The 19623-nt window shown below is 55.4% G+C and carries 20 protein-coding genes; 9 read left to right on the top strand and 11 right to left on the bottom strand.

From position 1 onward, the window contains the following. Positions 1-27: 27 nt before the first annotated feature. Positions 28-651, bottom strand: a complete 624-nt coding sequence (tesA, locus tag O3S68_RS11485; protein WP_269231685.1) for a multifunctional acyl-CoA thioesterase I/protease I/lysophospholipase L1 — start codon at positions 649-651, stop codon at positions 28-30. Between tesA and ybbA the strand changes: the two genes are divergently transcribed. The 6 genes from ybbA to O3S68_RS11455 all read left to right on the top strand — a co-directional run bounded on the left by ybbA (position 622) and on the right by O3S68_RS11455 (position 7934). Continuing rightward, the gene (gene ybbA, locus O3S68_RS11480) at positions 622-1308 is read left to right on the top strand and encodes a putative ABC transporter ATP-binding protein YbbA (RefSeq protein WP_020456832.1); all 687 of its coding nucleotides are present in this window, start codon (positions 622-624) and stop codon (positions 1306-1308) included. The genes tesA and ybbA overlap by 30 nt on opposite strands. Next, on the top strand, positions 1305-3719 hold the full coding sequence (gene ybbP, locus O3S68_RS11475; RefSeq protein ID WP_269231545.1) for a putative ABC transporter permease subunit YbbP: 2415 nt from the start codon (positions 1305-1307) through the stop codon (positions 3717-3719). Before ybbA ends, ybbP begins: the two co-directional genes overlap by 4 nt. A 198-nt stretch (positions 3720-3917) precedes the next feature. Beyond that, positions 3918-5063, top strand: a complete 1146-nt coding sequence (locus tag O3S68_RS11470) for a porin (protein ID WP_269231544.1) — start codon at positions 3918-3920, stop codon at positions 5061-5063. A gap of 302 nt (positions 5064-5365) precedes the next feature. Then, positions 5366-6202, top strand: a complete 837-nt coding sequence (locus tag O3S68_RS11465) for a MetQ/NlpA family ABC transporter substrate-binding protein (RefSeq protein WP_269231543.1) — start codon at positions 5366-5368, stop codon at positions 6200-6202. Positions 6203-6259: 57 nt separating this feature from the next. Further along, entirely contained in the window at positions 6260-7282 is a 1023-nt protein-coding gene (gene sfbB, locus O3S68_RS11460) for a virulence-associated ABC transporter ATP-binding protein SfbB (RefSeq protein ID WP_020456836.1), read from the top strand. Then, entirely contained in the window at positions 7275-7934 is a 660-nt protein-coding gene (locus tag O3S68_RS11455; RefSeq protein ID WP_020456837.1) for a methionine ABC transporter permease, read from the top strand. The genes sfbB and O3S68_RS11455 overlap by 8 nt, the downstream gene beginning before the upstream one ends. On the opposite strand, the gene mnmH is transcribed toward O3S68_RS11455, so the two are convergent. The 5 genes from mnmH to ppiB form a co-directional block, all read right to left on the bottom strand. Then, positions 7931-9010, bottom strand: coding sequence for a tRNA 2-selenouridine(34) synthase MnmH (gene mnmH, locus O3S68_RS11450; protein WP_269231542.1), 1080 nt, complete (start codon positions 9008-9010; stop codon positions 7931-7933). The two genes, O3S68_RS11455 and mnmH, sit on opposite strands and share 4 nt — an antisense overlap. Positions 9011-9100: 90 nt before the next feature. Next, positions 9101-10168 (bottom strand): 5-(carboxyamino)imidazole ribonucleotide synthase, encoded by a 1068-nt coding sequence (gene purK / locus O3S68_RS11445; protein ID WP_269231541.1) that lies wholly within the window; start codon positions 10166-10168, stop codon positions 9101-9103. Then, a complete protein-coding gene (gene purE, locus O3S68_RS11440; RefSeq protein ID WP_020456841.1) occupies positions 10165-10674 on the bottom strand; it encodes a 5-(carboxyamino)imidazole ribonucleotide mutase in 510 nt (169 codons plus the stop codon). Before purE ends, purK begins: the two co-directional genes overlap by 4 nt. Before the next feature lie 128 nt (positions 10675-10802). Then, positions 10803-11525 (bottom strand): UDP-2,3-diacylglucosamine diphosphatase, encoded by a 723-nt coding sequence (gene lpxH / locus O3S68_RS11435; RefSeq protein WP_269231540.1) that lies wholly within the window; start codon positions 11523-11525, stop codon positions 10803-10805. A 3-nt stretch (positions 11526-11528) separates the two neighbouring features. Further along, positions 11529-12023 (bottom strand): peptidylprolyl isomerase B, encoded by a 495-nt coding sequence (ppiB, locus tag O3S68_RS11430; RefSeq protein WP_020456843.1) that lies wholly within the window; start codon positions 12021-12023, stop codon positions 11529-11531. A 173-nt stretch (positions 12024-12196) separates the two neighbouring features. Here ppiB and cysS point away from each other — a divergent pair, with 173 nt between their 5' ends. Further along, positions 12197-13597, top strand: a complete 1401-nt coding sequence (gene cysS / locus O3S68_RS11425) for a cysteine--tRNA ligase (protein WP_269231539.1) — start codon at positions 12197-12199, stop codon at positions 13595-13597. Between the two features lie 63 nt (positions 13598-13660). Here cysS and O3S68_RS11420 read toward each other — a convergent pair whose 3' ends face one another. From O3S68_RS11420 to folD, 5 genes are all read right to left on the bottom strand, one after another. Beyond that, entirely contained in the window at positions 13661-14185 is a 525-nt protein-coding gene (locus tag O3S68_RS11420) for a metal-dependent hydrolase (protein ID WP_269231538.1), read from the bottom strand. 166 nt (positions 14186-14351) lie between these two features. Continuing rightward, on the bottom strand, positions 14352-15368 hold the full coding sequence (malI, locus tag O3S68_RS11415) for a Mal regulon transcriptional regulator MalI (protein ID WP_020456846.1): 1017 nt from the start codon (positions 15366-15368) through the stop codon (positions 14352-14354). A gap of 70 nt (positions 15369-15438) precedes the next feature. Continuing rightward, on the bottom strand, positions 15439-16938 hold the full coding sequence (locus tag O3S68_RS11410) for a PTS transporter subunit EIIC (protein ID WP_044489584.1): 1500 nt from the start codon (positions 16936-16938) through the stop codon (positions 15439-15441). A 237-nt stretch (positions 16939-17175) separates the two neighbouring features. Continuing rightward, complete coding sequence (ybcJ, locus tag O3S68_RS11405) at positions 17176-17388, bottom strand: ribosome-associated protein YbcJ (protein WP_269231537.1); 213 nt, start codon at positions 17386-17388, stop codon at positions 17176-17178. Position 17389: 1 nt separating this feature from the next. Continuing rightward, positions 17390-18256: a bifunctional methylenetetrahydrofolate dehydrogenase/methenyltetrahydrofolate cyclohydrolase FolD gene (gene folD, locus O3S68_RS11400; protein WP_020456848.1), complete on the bottom strand. Its 867-nt coding sequence runs from the start codon at positions 18254-18256 to the stop codon at positions 17390-17392. A 536-nt stretch (positions 18257-18792) separates the two neighbouring features. On the opposite strand from folD, the gene fimA reads away from it, so the two are divergent. Continuing rightward, positions 18793-19338, top strand: a complete 546-nt coding sequence (gene fimA / locus O3S68_RS11395) for a type 1 fimbrial major subunit FimA (RefSeq protein WP_269231536.1) — start codon at positions 18793-18795, stop codon at positions 19336-19338. A 69-nt stretch (positions 19339-19407) separates the two neighbouring features. Next, positions 19408-19596 (top strand): hypothetical protein, encoded by a 189-nt coding sequence (locus tag O3S68_RS11390; protein WP_269231535.1) that lies wholly within the window; start codon positions 19408-19410, stop codon positions 19594-19596. Positions 19597-19623: the final 27 nt, after the last annotated feature.

Raw genomic sequence — 19623 nt, 5'->3', positions numbered from 1 at the left:
ACTTTACCTGGGGGCGTGCCTGAACAATCAGGAGTCGTGGTTAACTAAAGGCGCCAGTCGCGTTGCCATCCAGTCTGCAATAAACGGCTGCGCATCGCGGTTGGGATGGATGCCATCATCCTGCATCCATTGCGGTTTCAGATAGACCTCTTCCATAAAAAATGGCAGCAGAGGAACATCCAACTCCTTGGCAAGCTTAGGATAAATGGCGCTAAAGGCTTCATTATAGCGGCGACCGTAGTTGGCAGGGAGCCGAATTTGCATTAACAGCGGTTGCGCGTTGGCGGCTTTCACCGCCTGCACCACCTGGCGCAGCGTTTGCTCTGTTTGCTGCGGCGCGAAACCGCGCAGACCATCGTTACCGCCCAGCTCCACCAGCACCCAGCGCGGTTGATGCTCTTTAAGCAGCGCAGGCAGGCGCGCCAGCCCCTGCTGCGAGGTGTCGCCGCTGATGCTGGCGTTGATAACCGTCGGTTTTTGCTGCCATTTGTCATTGAGCAGCGCAGGCCACGCGGCATTCGCCGCCATGCGATACCCGGCGCTCAGACTGTCGCCAAGAATCAGTAACGTGTCCGCCGCCGTGGCGCGGAAGGTTAACAAAAGCAAAAACAGGAAGGGCAAATGCCAGCGGAAAACATTGTTGAAGTTCATCATCTTAAGAAGTCCGTCGGTCAGGGGGAGCATGAGCTTTCCATCCTTACCGGAGTTGAGCTGGTTGTCAAACCAGCCGAGACCATCGCCCTGATTGGCGAATCCGGCTCCGGAAAGTCCACCTTGTTAGCGATCCTCGCCGGGTTAGACGATGGCAGTAGCGGCGAGGTGAACCTGCTCGGCAAACCTCTGCATAAGATGGATGAAGAGGCGCGCGCGCAACTGCGTGCGCAAAATGTCGGCTTTGTTTTTCAATCCTTTATGCTCATTCCCACGCTAAATGCGCTGGAAAATGTTGAACTCCCGGCCTTGCTGCGCGGCGAAAACAGCAATCAAAGCCGCAGTAGCGCGAAAGCGTTACTGGAAGAGTTAGGACTGGGTAAACGGCTGGATCATCTGCCTGCGCAACTCTCCGGCGGTGAACAACAGCGGGTGGCGCTGGCTCGCGCGTTTAATGGCCGACCGTCGGTGCTGTTCGCCGATGAACCTACCGGCAATCTCGACAGGCAAACCGGCGACAAGATCGCTGATTTGCTCTTTTCCATGAATCAACAATATGGCACCACACTGCTGCTGGTAACGCACGATCCGCAGCTTGCCGCGCGTTGCGATCGGCGGTTGCGGCTAGTCAATGGTGAACTGCGGGAGGATGCATGATAGCCCGTTGGTTCTGGCGCGAATGGCGCTCGCCGTCGCTGCTGATTGTCTGGATGGCGCTAAGTCTGGCGGTGGCTTGCGTGCTGGCGCTCGGCAACATTAGCGATCGCATGGAAAAAGGGCTCAGCCAGCAGAGCCGGGAATTTATGGCGGGCGACAGAGCGCTACGCAGCTCTCGTGAGATACCCCAGTCGTGGCTGGATGAAGCGCGAAAAACAGGGCTGCGAGTCAGCGAACAAATCAGTTTTGCCACCATGACTTTTGCTGGCGACACGCCGCAATTAGCCGATGTGAAAGCCGTTGATGACATTTACCCCCTTTATGGTGAGCTGCAAACCAGCCCGGCGGGGTTAAAACCGCGAGCGGGAACGGTGTTACTGGCGCCACGGTTAATGGCGCTGCTCAATTTAAAAACCGGTGATGCTATTGATGTGGGGGATGCCACATTGCGTATTGCCGGAGAAGTGATACAGGAGCCGGATTCAGGCTTTAACCCTTTTCAGATGGCACCACGTCTGTTGATGAATATTGCCGATGTGGCGAAAACCGGTGCGGTGCAGCCGGGTAGCCGCGTCAGCTGGCGGGTAAAATTTGGCGGCACACCCGCGCAATTAGATGCATACGAAAAATGGTTACTGCCGCAGTTGAAACCGGAGCACCGCTGGTACGGGCTGGAGCAGGATGAAGGCGCACTGGGCAAATCCTTGCAGCGTTCGCAGCAGTTCCTGTTGTTATCTGCGCTATTAACGCTGCTGCTGGCAATTGCCGCCGTCGCGGTGGCGATGGGGCACTATTGCCGTAGTCGCTACGATCTGGTGGCGGTACTGAAAACCCTTGGTGCGGGCCGCGCGCAATTACGCAAATTGATTGTCGGGCAGTGGTTAATGGTACTGGCGCTGTCAGTGGTGACCGGTGGCGTCATCGGGCTGGTGTTCGAAAGCGTTTTAATGGTGCTGCTCAAGCCGGTGCTGCCTGCTGCGCTGCCGCCCGCAAGTTTGTGGCCGTGGCTGTGGGCGGTCGGGGCGATGGTGATGATTTCGCTGCTGGTGGGGTTGCGACCCTATCGCTTGCTGCTGGCGACGCAGCCGCTGCGTGTGCTGCGACGTGACGCGGTGGCCAATGTCTGGCCGCTGAAGTTCTACGTGCCGGTGATCTGCGCGGTAGCCGTGCTGCTACTCGGCTGGCTGATGGGCGGCAGTATGTTGCTGTGGGCTGTGCTGGCGGGCGCGGTGGTGCTGGCCTTGCTGTGCGGCGTGGTGGGCTGGCTGCTGCTTAATGTGCTCAAACGACTGACATTTAAAGCGCTGCCGTTGCGTCTTGCGGTGAACCGGCTGCTGCGTCAGCCGTGGTCAACGCTGAGCCAGCTTGCGGCGTTTTCGCTCTCTTTTATGTTGCTGGCGATGCTGCTGGTGCTGCGTGGCGATCTGCTGGACAGGTGGCAACAGCAGTTACCGCCGGAAAGCCCGAACTACTTTTTAATCAATATCGCGCCGGAACAGGTGACACCGCTGAAAGCGTTTCTTTCTGAGCACCATGTTGACGCCCAGGCATTCTTCCCGATTGTGCGCGCGAGGATGACGCAAATTAACGGCCAGTCGACGGAGGGCAACCAGGATGAGGCGCTGAACCGCGAACTCAATCTCACCTGGCTTCAGCAGCGCCCGGATCATAACCCGGTCACCGCCGGACACTGGCCGCCGAAAGACGGGGAGGTCTCGGTTGAGGAGGGGCTGGCGCAGCGGTTAGGCCTGAAGCTAGGCGACTCCGTGACGTTTATGGGCGATACGCAGGAATTCAGCGCCACCATCAGCAGCCTGCGCAAAGTGGACTGGGAAAGCCTGCGGCCAAATTTCTTCTTTATCTTCCCCCTGGGGGCGCTGGACGGCCAGCCGCAGAGCTGGCTCACCAGTTTCCGCTGGCAGAACGGCAACGGCATGTTAACGCAACTGAACCGGGAGTTCCCGACCATCAGCCTGCTCGATATTGGCGCGATTTTAAAACAGGTCGGTCAGGTGCTTGAGCAGGTCAGCCGGGCGCTGGAAGTGATGGTCGTGCTGGTCACGGCCTGCGGCGTGTTGCTGCTGCTCGCGCAGGTACAAGTCGGTATGCGTCAGCGTCACCAGGAGCTGGTGGTTTACCGCACGCTCGGCGCGGGCAAGCGGCTACTGCGAACCACGTTATGGTGTGAGTTCGCGCTGCTGGGGCTGGTCTCCGGGCTGGTCGCGGCGATGGGCGCGGAAACCGCGCTGGCGGTGCTGCAAACGAGGGTGTTTGATTTCCCGTGGGAGCCGGACTGGCGTTTGTGGGCAACGTTACCGTTGTGCGGCGCGTTACTGCTTTCGCTATGCGGCGGCTGGCTTGGCGCGCGTTTGCTTAAAGGAAAAGCACTGTTTCGTCAATTCAGTAATTAATCCCTTCATCAATATTTGCTTAACGAAACGCATGCCGATAATTCTATCGGTGTGCGTCTGTTTCAAAGTGTAAAAGTTCCCCTGGCAATTATTTACCAGCACAAAACAACAAAAAAACCCCACCAAATAGAAGCTTTTAGACGTTAATATTTCGCCGCTAGTAACTTACTAGTGGTGTCTATCCATCAAGGAAAAACCATGAAAATAAAAACAACCGCCCTGGCGACAGCCATCGGCGCAGCAGTGGCATTGATGTCTTTTGCAACTCAGGCGGAAATTACTGTACTTAAGCAAGATCCGCAGGCTGGCAATCCGTTAAGCCGCCTGAACTTCACCGTTGGTGGCTCTATTCGTCCGCAGTTCGATAACATGATGGGCGACGGTGATAAAGGCTCCTTCAAACGCAACGGCTATGACGGTGGCACCCGTTTCCGTTTTGCGACCGATTACTACCTGTTCGATGATATTAGCTGGGTTAACTACTACGAGCTGGGTGTGAACATTCCGGCACTGTTCGACTGGGATAACCACTATGCAGACGGCGCGCATAATACCACCCGCCGTATGCTCTACACCGGTCTGAAAAGTAAGACCTGGGGTACGATGACCTTCGGTCAGCAGAACAGCGTGTACTACGATGTGGTCGGTGCGAAAACCGATATCTGGGATTACGACATGAAAGCCCAGGCTTCCGGTAACGGTATTAACGGCGATTACGACGGTTCCTACCGTTCACGTAAGATGCTGAAATACAAAAACACCTTCGGTGATGCTGACATTTATGCATCTTACCTGTTCTCTGATAACGATCTGCTGCGTGGCAATGGCCTGCGTTACAAACGTAAAGGCGGCGGTTCTCTGGGCGTGGATTACCACATTGCCAAAGATCTGACATGGGGTACGGCGTGGAACTACACCCAGGCCGATATGCGCAATGGCAACACCGGTGGCAGCGATACCTACAGCCAGAATATCTATGGCACCGCGCTGAGCTGGACGCCGGATAACTGGACCTTCTCCTTCGGTGGCGGCTGGTACGAAAACTATCTGACCACCGGTAAAAAAGATATTCATAACTACTTCGCGGGCGACGCGTGGGGTATTGAATACTTTGCCGGTTATAAAATCCCGGTCGGTCAGTACGCGCTTAAATACGTACAGCCGTACGTCATGGGCGACCGTCTGCAATACACCACTGGTCGTGATTACCAGCGTATTGATAACGGCGTGGGTGTGACCTTCCAGCTGGATTACGGTTTCCGTGTCGATTACGAACACGTATTCACCAGCAGCACCGACGACCTGGGCGACATGAACATCGTTCGTCTGCGTTACGACTTCTAAGAGGTCTGCATCAGCCGGGTTTAACGCTTCGTTTAAATCCGGCAATGCTTAGCAACAAAAAGCATAACGGGAAGCCAGAAAACCCACCTTGGGCAGGGCTTTTCGTTATGCTTCATCGCCTTACCCCGCAAAGATCTCCCCGCCATTCAGTGACATAGTTCACAGCATGTTGAATTTATTTCAATTACCGCTGCGCTGTGTTTATGCCATCTTATTCAGCAGCCTTATCAATCAGGTGAAAATGGAACGCGCCGCACTGTACGTCGCGTCAACACAGCAGCTCAACTCGTTAGGGAGAATTTATGGGACGTCGTCTCAGCTTGCGCGCGACCTTCGGCGCATTACTTCTGGCCTGCGGCTTACCGTTTGCTCACGCCAGCAGCGATCCGCACACCATCGTTTTCGGCGTCGCACCTGGACCATACGGCGATATGGTGAAACAGGCTATTGCGCCGTCGTTAAAAGAGAAAGGCTATAAAGTGGTGGTGCGTGAATTTAGCGATTACGTACAGCCGAATATGGCGCTGGCGAACGGCAGTATTGATGCCAACCTGTTCCAGCACAGCCTCTATTTTGACAAATTCACGGCCGATAAAGGCCTGAAATTAACCAAGCTGATTACCGTGCCGACGGCGGGTATGGGCTTTTATTCACGCAAAATCAAAAGCCTGGATGAGTTGAAAAAGGGCGACATTGTGACACTCTCCAATGACCCGACCAACCTGGCGCGCGGGCTGCGTTTCCTGCAATCGCTCGACCTTATCACTATCAAAGATAACATCGACCCGACTAAAGCCTCCGAGCGCGATATCGCCAGCAACCCGAAAGGGCTGGTGTTTAAACCGCTGGAAGCGGCGCAACTGCCGCGCACGCTGGACGGCGTAACCGCGTCGCTGGTAAATGGCAACTTTGCCATTGCCGCTGGGTTGAAACTCTCCTCTGCGCTCAAACAAGAGCACCTCGATGAGAACCTGAAAAACATCATTGCGGTGCGCACGGAAGACGCCGACAAACCGTTCGCGAAAGATATTGTCGAGGTGGTGAAATCGCCGGCTTACCGTGCAGTAATTGACGATCCGAACAATGTTTATGGTGCGTTCCAGAAACCAGACTGGATGCAGGGCGCGGATAAAAAGTAACACTCCGGCTGATTTGACGGGCAGGCTGCGGCCTGCCTTTTGTCGTTTGAGGTTTGCATGATTGAAATCGAAAAAGTATGCGTGGATTTCCCCGCAGCGCGCGGCAGTACGAGCGCGACCCGGGCGGTAGAGGATGTCACGCTGCGTATTGCGCCGGGGGAGATCTTCGGCATTGTGGGCACCAGCGGCGCGGGCAAAAGTACGCTGTTGCGCACGCTGAATGCGCTGCAGCGCCCAAGCCAGGGCAGCGTCAAAATCAATGGTGTTGCTATTTCGGCGCTGGAAGGCATCACATTACGCAAAGCGCGTCAGCGCATAGGCATGATATTCCAGCACTTCAACCTGATGCATACCCGTACCGTGGCGCAAAATGTGGCTTTCAGCCTGAAAGCGGCGGGATGGGAACGCAGTAAAATCGCCCCGCGCGTGGCGGAGATCCTGCAACTGGTAGGCTTAAGCGATAAAGCCACTCGCTACCCGGTGCAACTCAGTGGCGGGCAGAAGCAGCGGGTCGGTATTGCGCGCGCCATCGCTAATCACCCGGATGTATTGCTGTGTGATGAGCCAACCTCGGCGCTGGATCTGGAAACCTCCGCTACCATTCTGACCCTGCTCAAGCAGATCAATGAACAACTGGGGATCACCATTGTGCTGATCACCCACGAGATGAACGTGATCAAATCGATCTGCGATCGGGTGGCGGTGATGTCTGGCGGCAAAGTGGTGGAGGAGGGCGACGTGTTTGATATTTTTGCCCATCCGCAGCACCCCTTCACCCGCCAACTGGTGTCGCACACGCTCAATTTGACCTTGCCGGAGCGTTTGCAACAGCATCTGCCAGGGCAATTATTGAAGATCCTGTTTATTGGTGACTCCGCTGAGCAGCCGGTGCTCTCTGACGCGGCGGTAAAATTTGGCGTCGCGGTTAATATTCTGCACGGCAAAATTGAGTATATCGGCGAGCGGGCGCTGGGCATTCTGGTGGTGCAACTGACGTCGGTGGAAAACCCGGCGGCAGTAAGTGACGCCGTGGACTATATTCGCAACCGTACCGCGCAGGTGGAGGTGATCCGTGGATGATTTAATGGCCGATCTGAGCCTCGCCTTTGGCGAAACTTTCCAGATGTTAAGCATCTCGACGGTGCTGGCGATTGTAGGCGGTTTGCCGCTCGGTTTCCTGATTTTCGTTACCGACAGGCACCTGTTCTGGCAAAACCGCGCGGTCTATCTGGTGAGCACGGTGCTGGTGAATATTATCCGCTCGGTGCCGTTTGTGATCCTGTTGGTGCTGCTGTTGCCGGTGACGCAGTTTTTGCTCGGCAACACCATTGGACCGATTGCCGCGTCGGTGCCGCTGTCTGTGGCGGCGATTGCCTTTTATGCACGGCTGGTCGACAGCGCCCTGCGTGAGGTGGATAAAGGCATTATTGAAGCGGCGGAAGCCTTTGGTGCCAGCCCGCTGCGTATTATCTGTACCGTGCTGTTGCCGGAAGCCAGCGCGGGTCTGCTGCGCGGCCTGACCATTACGCTCGTCAGCCTGATTGGGTATTCCGCGATGGCCGGGATTGTCGGCGGTGGTGGTGTGGGCGATCTGGCGATCCGCTACGGCTATTACCGTTATGAAACCCAGGTGATGATCGTAACGGTTATCGCGCTGATTATTCTGGTGCAGATAGTCCAGGTACTGGGAGACTGGCTGGCGAAACGCGCCGATAAACGCGATCGGCATTAAGCCGTGTGTGCCGCCAGCCAGGCCGCTACTTCTGCAAAAGTGCCGCGAAAGCGAATGGCTTTCGCGCGCTTCTCAAGCTGGTAGCGGTACATCGGATCGTAGTACTCCTCCAGCAACGGCACCAGCCACACGAAGTGTTCCTCGGTACTGCCGTTGCGCTGCTGCTGGCTCAGCGCATTCTCCAGATGGCGCGTCAATTCCGCGTAGCGCTGTAATCCCAGGCGGCGGCGAATGGCAAAAAGCCCGTGACGCAGATATTCGGCATACTGACGCCAGCCCTCTTCCTCACCGTCGCGGGTGATAAACGCCGCGTGCATCTCTACGAAATAGTCGACGCGCAAACGCTCCAGGCGTTGTGCAAAGGGATCTTCCACTACCACCAGCGGCGATTGCGCCATTCTCTCGCGCACCACGGCTGGCAGATGGTTCGCCCCAATCGCGGCGCTTTCGTCTTCCAGCAGCCAGAACGCGGGCGTCACTTTCAGTAGCGCCGCTGCCAGCTGGTTTTCGAAACTGGCCTGCGAGCGCTGCGGTTGCAGCGTCCGGCCAAACGAGGAACCGCGATGCCGGGCGAGCTCTTCAAGGTCGATGCCGTTACGCTGCGAACGCACCAGCAACGTTTTGCCGCTTCCCGTGCAGCCACCCACCAGCAGCGCCGGGCGTTGCATGCACTGTTGCGTTGCTTCGATGGCGGCCTGGCGCAGCGCTTTATAACCGCCGACCACCAGTGGATAGTCCACCAGGCATTCTCGCAGCCATTGCTGAACGATATGCGAACGCTGACCGCCGCGGGCGCAACAAAGATAACCCTGCGGATATTGCGCGCAGGCTTGCCGCCATGCTTCGATGCGTTGTTCACGGGTTTCGCCACTGACCAGTTGATGACCCAGACGAAGCGCGGCTTCTGCGCCTTCGTGTTTATAGCAAGTGCCTACCGCTGCGCGTTCATGGTCGTTCATTAAGGGCAGATTGATAGCCGCGGGCATGGCACCTTTGGCGAACTCAACCGGTGCACGAACATCAATAAGAGGCGTTTCATCCCGCAGGAGGGCGAGATAATCCGTGGTGTCGTTCATTGGGCTTCCTTCTGCAAAACGCTGGTGGTAATCCCACCAGCGTGCAGATTTTACGCCCCGAACAAGGGAGATCAATTCCCCGGCGGGAGATTACTGCAGTTTTGACTGTGCCCAGGCAATGCCGCTCGCGTACTCGGGCGGCAGCAGTGGCACCAGCGCTTCCAGCGTGGCACTCAGACGCGCCATGTCATCATCGTTCAGGTTCAAATGACCCACTTTGCGCCCCGGACGTACCTCTTTGTCGTACCAGTGCAAATGCACCAGCGGCAGTTTCAACCAGTCGTAATTCAGATCGCTGCCAATCAGGTTGATCATCACCGACGGGCTGTTGACCACCGGCGGCGGTAACGGCAGATCCACCACCGCGCGCAGATGCAGTTCAAACTGGCTGATAGAAGCACCGTTCTGCGTCCAGTGGCCGCTGTTGTGCACGCGCGGCGCCAGCTCGTTAATCAGCAACCCACCCGGTGTAACAAAGCACTCCATCGCCATCACGCCGACGTAGTTTAGCTCATGCATGATGGCAGAAAGCATGTTTTCCGCCTGCTGTTGCTGAGCGGCGTTAGCCTGCGGGAAAACCACGCTGGTACGCAAAATGCCATCCTGATGCAGGTTGTGCGTCAACGGGTAGAAAACGGTACTGCCATCGCGCGCGCGCGCGCCGACCAGCGATACTTCACCGGAAAAATTGATGCCCTGTTCGACAATGCACTCACCGTAGCAGTCGTCCGGCAACTGATCCGTTTCGCCTGTGCGTAAACGCCACTGCCCACGACCGTCATAGCCCCCCACGCGGCGCTTAACAATCGCCAGCTCGCCCAGGCGGGAAAACACGGCGGGCCATTCGCTTTTATCCGCCAGCAACTGCCACGGTGCGGTAGCCAGCTCGAGTTTGTCGAATAACTGTTTTTGCGTCAGGCGATCGGCAATGATCGGGAACACATCGCGGTTAACAAACGCCGGGTGGCGCGCCAGCTCGCGCGTTAACGCTGTTTCCGGCCAACGCTCAATTTCGGCGGTGATAACACTCTGTTGAAACGGCACCGCTTCCGGCGCGTCATCCAGCCCAACCGGCCAGACCGCGATGCTGAGCGGTTCACCGGCCTGGCGCAACATCCGGCCAAGCTGGCCGTTGCCTAATACGCAAACCTGTTTCATGCCGCGCCTCTCGGATCCGGATTATCCAGCACCTCATCGGTCTGAGATTTGCGCCAGTCCGCCAGACGCTGGTGCAGTTGCGCGTCATGCTGCGCCAGGATCTGTGCGGCCAGCAGCGCGGCGTTGGCCGCACCGGCTTTACCAATTGCCAGCGTTCCCACCGGAATGCCGCGCGGCATCTGCACGATAGAGTAAAGGCTGTCCACACCGCTTAACGCCGCGCTTTGTACCGGCACACCCAGCACCGGCACCAGTGTTTTCGCCGCGATCATGCCCGGCAGATGCGCCGCGCCGCCGGCACCGGCAATAATCACCTGGTAACCATTTTGTTCCGCACTTTCGGCGAAGCTAAACAGTTTATCCGGGGTGCGGTGTGCGGAGACGATTTCAACATGGTGCGGAACGTTCAGGGTATCGAGGATTTCTGCGGCGAATTGCATGGTGGCCCAGTCGCTTTTCGAGCCCATAACAATGGCGATGCGCGCCGGTTGGTTGCTTGAAGACATACGTCTCAAAACTCCTGTGGGTGTGCTTCAGACTACATAAGAGGGCACAGAGAATAGCATGTAAAACGGGCAAGGAAAACGGTTGCGTAGCGATGTTTCGCGCGTTTGACGCGTAATCACAAGCGTATTCAGAAAGGGAAATGAATCAGTTCGACATCGCTTTCGCTGACGCGCACCATCGAACCTTCGCTGTGCCATGCGCCCAAAACGGCACGGAAAGCGGGCGCGTTATTTGCGGTGAGTTCATGCACTGCCGGGCGATGGGTATGACCGTGGATCAACCACTGCACCTGGTGTTTTTCCATGGCTTCCACCACGGCGTGCTGGTTTACATCCATAATCGAAAGCGACTTGCTGCTGTTGGCGGCTTTACTGCCGGCGCGCATTTTCGCGGCGATACGTCGGCGAATAAACAGCGGCAGGGTGAGGAACAGCTTTTGCAGCCAGGGCTGGTGCACTTTGGCGCGAAAGGCCTGATAACCGGCATCATCGGTGCAGAGCGTATCGCCATGCATAATCAGCACGTTACGGCCATACAAATTGAGCACCTGTTCCTGAGGTAACAACTGCATACTGCAGGCTTGCGCGAAGCGTTGACCGAGCAGGAAATCGCGGTTGCCGTGAATGAAATAGCAGGGGACACCGCTATCGACAACGGCTTTGATCGCCTGGGCTATTTGTTGATGTAGCGGGTTCGGATCGTCGTCGCCAATCCACGCTTCAAACAGATCGCCCAAAATGTAGAGCGCATCGGCGTCACGCGCTGTACCGGCCAGAAAACGCAGAAAACCGGCGGTGATCGCCGGTTCTTCTGTTTGCAGATGCAAATCTGCGATAAAGAGTGTCGCCACCAATTACTCGCTGACGTCCACGCTTTCAATCACCACATCTTCTTTCGGCACGTCCTGGTGCATGCCGCTGCGGCCGGTGGAAACGCCTTTGATCTTGTCAACAACGTCCATGCCTTCAACCACTTCGGCAAACACGCAGTAGCCCCAGCCCTGCATGCTTTCGCCGCTGAAGTTCAGGAAGTCGTTATCAGCCACGTTGATGAAGAACTGCGCGGTAGCGGAGTGCGGAGCCTGAGTACGCGCCATGGCCAGCGTACCACGGGTGTTTTTCAGACCGTTGTTGGCTTCGTTTTTGATTGGGTCTTTGGTGACTTTCTGGTTCATGCCCGGTTCGAAACCGCCGCCCTGAATCATAAAGCCATTGATAACACGGTGGAAAATCGTGTTGTTGTAGAAACCTTCACGGCAGTAGTCCAGGAAGTTTTTAACTGTTTCAGGCGCTTTGTCATCAAAGGTTTTGATTACGATGTCGCCGTGATTAGTGTGGAAAGTAACCATTATTGCATCCTGTTCTGATAGTGTAGTGCGTAGACCCGCCAGTGGGTCAGAGATAGTCGCTTGTTATAGCATAACCGCGAGGCTGGATCACCTTGCAAAGTGTGCTGCTTCGGGTTTGAATTACGGGTAATATATGCGGTTTTCGTTCCACACACGTCCACATGGAATCTTCGATGTTAAAAATCTTTAATACACTGACGCGCCAAAAAGAGGAATTCAAACCTATCCATGCCGGGGAAGTCGGCATGTACGTGTGTGGTATTACCGTTTACGATCTCTGTCATATCGGTCACGGCCGTACCTTTGTCGCCTTTGACGTGGTATCCCGCTATTTGCGCTTTCTCGGCTATAAGCTGAAATATGTCCGCAATATCACCGATATTGACGACAAAATCATTAAGCGCGCTAATGAGAATGGTGAAAGTTTTGTCGCGCTGGTCGACCGGATGATCGTAGAGATGCATAAGGATTTTGACGCGCTCAATATCCTGCGCCCGGATAGCGAACCGCGCGCAACGCACCATGTTGCTGAAATTATTGAAATCACACAGCGCCTGCTGGATCGCGAACATGCGTACGTGGCTGAAAACGGCGATGTGATGTTCTCGGTGCCGACGGATCCGACTTATGGTCAGCTTTCGCGTCAGGATCTGGATCAGTTGCAGGCGGGGGCTCGCGTCGAAGTCGCGGAAGTAAAACGCAACCCGATGGACTTCGTGCTGTGGAAAATGTCCAAGCCTGGCGAGCCGAGCTGGCCATCGCCGTGGGGCGAAGGGCGTCCCGGCTGGCACATTGAGTGTTCGGCGATGAACTGCAAACAGCTGGGTTCGCATTTCGATATCCACGGTGGCGGTTCCGATCTGATGTTCCCGCACCACGAAAACGAAATCGCCCAGTCAACCTGTGCGCATGACGGCGAGTACGTAAATTACTGGATGCACTCCGGCATGGTGATGGTTGATCGCGAGAAGATGTCAAAATCGCTCGGCAACTTCTTTACCGTGCGCGACGTGCTGAAGTATTACGACGCGGAAACCGTGCGCTACTTCCTGATGTCCGGTCACTATCGCAGCCAGTTGAACTACAGCGAAGAGAACCTGAAACAGGCGCGTTCTGCGCTGGAGCGTCTGTACAACGCGCTGCGTGGTACGGATAGCAATAACGCCGAACATCGTTATTTTGAGAACGGTGAGATGTTCCAGAAACGCTTCTGCGACGCCATGGATGACGACTTCAACACCCCGGAAGCCTATTCCGTGCTGTTTGATCTCGCGCGCGAAGTGAATACGCTGAAGCATGACGGGGATGCGCTGGGCGCAAATGCGGCGGCGAAAAAGCTGCGTGAACTGGCGGGCGTTTTGGGTCTGCTGGAGCAGGATCCGGATCTCTTCCTGCAAAGCGGCGCGCAGGCGGATGACAGCGAAGTGGCTGAGATCGAAAAGCTTATCCAGCAGCGCCTCGATGCGCGTAAAGCGAAAGACTGGGCGGCAGCCGATGCCGCGCGTGACCGTCTGAACGAGATGGGTATCGTGCTGGAAGATGGCCCGCAGGGCACGACCTGGCGTCGTAAGTAAGAAAAAAAGCGGCTTCGGCCGCTTTTTTGTTGTCCCTTCAAAACCACTGGCGGTGGTCGATATTTATCCCCGCCGCATTTTCCATAACAGCAGCACCAGAATCACACCCGGCAGCCACACCCACAGCAACTCCGAAATGATCACCTGGTGACCATACGGTGTGTTATAGCGCGACAGCGCAAACGGCGCGACTTTGATCACCTGCCATGGCGCAAAGAACCGTTCATCCGACCACGGCCACAGCCAGCCGATGCCTTTCCCACCGGTAGTGATGGAATCCAGCAGGCTGTGCGACAGCAGCGACACGGTGAGAAACGCCCAGCAGCGCGCCAGACTCGCTTTGAAGTATTTTCGCCCAAACCAGGTCACCAATAGCGGCACCACAAAAGCAAACAGCAACGAGTGGGTAAACCCGCGGTGGCCGAAAATATTGCCGTAAGCGACACCGAATTTAAACGCCAGCACGTCGGCATCGGGCAACATGGCAAGCCCTATCCCCGCCAGCAGCAAGCCGCGTGGGATCACTTTACTGCCAAGCCCCAACCCCAGACAAAGCGGGACAGCAGCATGTGTAACAATCGTTGGCATAACGCAGGTCTCTGAAGAAAAACGAAATTATAGCCGAAGCGCCAGGCGGGTAAACTGAGGGGTTTTCTGAATCTTTTCTCATCAGAACAGACCAGGGCTGGCTGGTTTTAAGCCGACGTGAGGTTACCGCTCGCGAGGACGCCGCTGTCTGCCCGACGTGTTCGGATTACGCAGACTCGCGGGCAATCAGCTGGCCGGAAAGCGTGATGCGTTGCGTTTGCAACTCGGGCTCTTTCAGCTTGCGGATGATCAACCCCGCCGCCTGGCGTCCGGTCTCTTCACTGGCGGACGAAACATAGGTAAAGGAAGGCGAGGTGAGATTGACGTGCAGCATATCTTCAAAGCCGACGAGCGCCACTTGCTGAGAGAGGAACACATCTTTGCCCACAGTATGCCCGGTCTGGTGGATCCCGGCGATGGAGCCAATCATGGCATCCGGCGAGTGGCAGAGCAGGGCGGTAATAGTGCTATTTTTTTCCAGTAACTGGCGGACAGCGTAGCTTGCCGCGCGGGTATCGTCGCTGCAGGCCGGAGTGGCTTCTTCGCGTACTACCAGCCCGTTCTGCGTCATTGTGGTGCGAAATCCCAGCAGACGTTGCTGGCGCATTAAATCGCCTTCAATGCCGCCAATATAGGCAATATTGCGGTGCCCGCGTTCGATGAGATAGCGCGTCGCCAGGCTGGCGGCCTGACGGTTATCGCGCATGACCAGGTTGCACGCTTCATTGAGCAGCGACTGTGACACCACCACCAGCGGCAGCGGGCAGTCGCGAATTTGGGCGGGAAGCGTTGAGCTGCGCGTATCGGAGGCGAGATAAATCACCCCGGCAACCCCTTGTTGTTTGAAAGACAGCAGGCAGCGTTCCAGGTGATCGCCATCGTTGAGCGGCTGACCGAGAAAAACCATGTAACCCTGTTTTTCCAGCTCCTGCACGATGCTGGCCATCACTTTTATTGAGAAGCTGTCGCTGAAATCGCGCAGGATAAGCCCAATCAGGTTGGAGGTATTGGCACGCAGATTCGCGGCAGCAACATTGTGAACATAGCCAAGCGCATCGATAGCGGCATGGACTTTAGCGATCGTCGCTTGTGATATTTTCCCTTTCTGGCGCAGCACCAGCGAGACGGTGGAAACGGAAACGCCCGCCTGTTTAGCGACATCAATGATGCTGACTTTCTTCAAACTCGCTCCCTGATTTTCCCGGTTTTCCACCTGATATGGCGCGTACTGGACGCGCCAATCCGGTATCTTATTATTTGCCGATCATTGTGGACATGGTCTGGGCGATAAATTGCGCCCTCGCACCGAAAATAACCTGAATACCGCTATCACCGACAAATACTACGCCGCGCGCGCCCAGGCCATTTAGGCCATCTTTATCCACCATTTCACTTTTCGCCACTTCCAGGCGCAAACGGGTGATACAGGAACCAACGGAGTCGATATTTTGCGCACCGCCCAGCATGGCGATGATCTCGGTTGCCAGTTCGCTGTCAGTTTTATCATCTGCCACAGCGGTAACTTCCGTGCGTCCCGGCGTTTTCACGTCGAAGCGGCGGATCACAAAACGGAAGGTGAAGTAATAAATCAGCGCCATCGGGATGCCAACGATCACCGCGTTAAGGAAGTTGGTCTGATAACCGTTAAACGACGGCAGGATGCCGAACGACAAGTAGTCGATAAATCCGGCAGAGAAGGATTTCGCGATGTGCGCGTGCAGCAGGTACATCGTCATATACGCCAGACCGGCCATAATGGCGTTAAAGACGTAGAGAATGGGCGCGACGAAGATAAAGGTGAATTCAACCGGCTCGGTAATGCCGGTCAGGAAGCAGGTCAACGCCGCAGAGAAGAGAATACCGAACGCGATCTTCTTATTGCGGGTGTGCGCTTCGTGGTACATCGCAAGGCAGGCCGCAGGCAGCGCAAACAGCATCAGCGGGAACTCACCCTGCATAAACTTACCGGCGTTCTGGTAGGTATCACTGCTAAAGGATTTCACGCCTTCTTCCAGCATTTTGAACCAGATAGTCTGATCGCCATGGATCACCTGGCCGGCCTGCGTGGTGTAATCGCCAAACGAATACCAGAACGACGGATACCAGATATGGTGCAGACCGAGTGGGATCAGCGCGCGTTCCACTAAACCGAAAATAAACGTCGACGCGGCCTGATTATCGCCGTTGACGATAACGGAAAGCGCATCGATGCCCGCCTGAATATGTTGCCAGACATAGGGCAGCAGCAGGCCGAGCACAAAGGATAAGAATGCGGTAGCGATGGCAACAAAACGCTTACCAGAGAAGAAGCCGAGGAACTCCGGTAACTGCATGGTGTGGAAGCGGTTATAACACCAGGCGGCAAGAATACCGCAGATCAGCCCGCCAAAAACGCCCATTTGCAGGGTAGGAATGCCGACCACCATGGCATATTTTCCGCCCTGCGAGGCCATTTCCGGCGTGATACCTAACATGGTGCCGATAGTGATATTGGTAATGAACACCGATACCGCGGCTGAAAGCGCCGCAATACCCGATTCTGAAGCGAGACCAACCGCCGAACCGATGGCGAACAACATCGGCAGGTTATCGAAGATAACGCCACCTGCGTTCATCATCAGCGGCAGGTGAAATTTATCGCCGAAAGCAAGTAACAGACCTGCGGCTGGCAGCAACGAGATTGGCAACATTAACGCGCGGCCAATCATCGACAACTTAGACAATGATTTAACAAACCCTGATATCAGACTCATGCTGATTTCCCCCGAAATAGCGCTCTTTTGGCGCCGTTATTGTTAGTAGAACGTTTTAGTAGAACGTTCTACTCATCGTGAGATAAGTCGTAACGGGCTGCAACTAAATTTTCACATTTAGCCAGATGAATTAATGATTCTTTGAGGTTGATCGGTAATTAACCGTGATGACCGCAGGGGGAAGGAGAAAGAAGGTGCCGGGCTGCGGTGATGCGACACCCGGCTTGCTACGCGTGATTACGCGATGACGGTAACGCTTTGGCCTTCAAAATTCACCGTTTGACCGGCGACGATTTTGCAGCGTTTGCGCGTTTCAACCGCGCCATCCACTTTGACAAAGCCATCGGCAATGGCGATTTTCGCCTGTGCGCCGCTTTCGCTCCAGCCTTCGAGTTTCAGCAGATCGCACAGCTCAACGTGCGGATGTTTACCGAGAGAAAATGTTGCCATCTTATACGCCTTTTACATCATGGTATTCTTCACACGCCTGCAGCGTGTTCTGGATCAGGGTGGCGACCGTCATTGGGCCAACGCCACCCGGTACCGGCGTAATATACGCTGCTCGCGCGGCGGCTTCTTCATAAATCACATCGCCGACGACTTTGCCGTTTTCCAGACGGTTAATACCGACATCAATCACAATCGCGCCTTCTTTGATCCACTCGCCGGGAATAAAGCCCGGTTTACCCACGGCGACAATCAGCAGGTCGGCGTTTTCAACGTGCTGGCGCAGGTTTTTAGTGAAGCGGTGCGTCACGGTGGTGGTGCAACCGGCCAGCAGCAGTTCCATGCTCATCGGACGGCCAACGATATTGGACGCGCCAATCACCACGGCGTTGAGGCCGAAGGTGTCAATGTTGTAACGCTCCAGCAGCGTGACAATACCGCGTGGCGTGCACGGGCGCAGACGCGGCGCACGCTGGCACAGGCGGCCTACGTTATACGGGTGGAAACCATCTACGTCTTTGTCCGGCGCGATGCGTTCCAGCACTTTCACATTGTCGATGCCCGCCGGCAGCGGCAACTGCACCAGAATACCGTCAATGGCGGTATCGGCGTTCAGCTTGTCGATAAGCGCCAGCAGTTCCGCTTCGCTGGTGGTTTCCGGGAGATCGTAAGAGCGGGAGATGAAACCCACTTCCTCACAGGCTTTGCGCTTGCTGCCGACATAAATTTGTGATGCCGGGTTGCTGCCAACCAGTACGACCGCCAGGCCCGGAGCGCGAAATCCTGCCGCGACGCGCGCCCGAACTTTTTCAGCAACCTCAGAGCGCACCTGCTGCGCAATCGTTTTACCATCAATAATCTTTGCTGCCATCAGAGAGAGGATTCCATCTGTCATATCAACTAAGGGGATGGCGGCTATTTTGTCAGAAGCGCGGCGCGCTGTCAGTCACCGTTTGCGGATTTCGCCGCCGCTGCGCCTGAAATCTCAGCAGATCAAGGGCTTCGCCGTTGCTGGTTGTTAACCAAATTTCAACAATTCATCACCCTTAAGAAAGTCCGCTATTAAGCCACCGTTACAGGCATTTACGGCTATTTCTTATCCCTTTAATAAATAAAAGCTAGGCCTTTTCTTAAGCCCGAATAAGAACAGACCTGGTGTAATGACAGTAATGGCGAATATTTTAACTTTTACGAAACCACTACTGTCGTGCTGTGGCTAGTTGTTATGTCCACAGAGAAAAATATTGGGTGTTTTCCCAGGGAAGAAATGGGAAGCGAATAAGTTGTTCCCGATGCGTTATATCTTCACAGGAAAAGATTCTTTCATCTGGTATTTAGCGTATTCAAGTCTCAAACGGTTTTCGGCAGGATGTCGGAATCGCAACTTTTTATTTCAAGGAGAATATTATGAAAATGAAATTAATGGCTAGTTCTGTTGCTGCTGGATTGATGCTGATGGCAGGTGCCGTACAAGCAGACACCGTAAGCGGCGGTAATATACATTTTGACGGGGAACTGGTGAACGCAGCTTGCGCGGTCAGCACTGCTTCCGCCGACCAGACAGTGACGCTGGGGCAATATCGCACCGCTTCATTCCCGGATGTGGGGGCAACCAGCGGCTCTGTACCGTTCAACATTGTGCTTAATGACTGCGATCCTGCCATCTTCCCGACGGCTTCTGTCGCATTCTCGGGCCAGGCCGATGCCGCCGATAATACGCTACTGGCGGTCACCTCCAGTGACAGCAGTGCAACGGCAGGCGGGGTGGGGATCGAGATTCTTGATAATGCCTCGAAAACACTAAGCCCGGACGGCGCAAGCTTCTCCACCGCTCAGGCGCTGCTTGAAGGCACCAACACATTACACTTCTCCGCACGTTACAAAGCCACCAGCGCGACCGCGACACCAGGGCAGGCAAATGCGGATGCGACGTTCATCATGAAATACGAATAACCCATTACTTCCAGGGATGACATGGCCTCAGGGACGAGGCGCTTGACACTGTAATGCGAGAAATTATTCATGATGAGGACAGGTCTCACGCTGGCGCTGTTTGATCAAACGCAGCGACACAGCATGCCGCTCTCTTATTTCCCCACGATCGCTAATGAAGTAGCAATCCATTTTTATGCACGCTACCGCGCGATTACAGAGCGTATTACGACACGACGTTTACATTCTGTTGCCTGGTTTTCGCTGGTCTACCCCTGACATATTTATTATGGCCCGCATAATATT

This window comes from Kosakonia sp. SOY2, from assembly GCF_027109175.1.
Classification (GTDB): Bacteria; Pseudomonadota; Gammaproteobacteria; order Enterobacterales; family Enterobacteriaceae; genus Kosakonia.
This window is presented reverse-complemented; position numbering and strand designations above follow the sequence as displayed.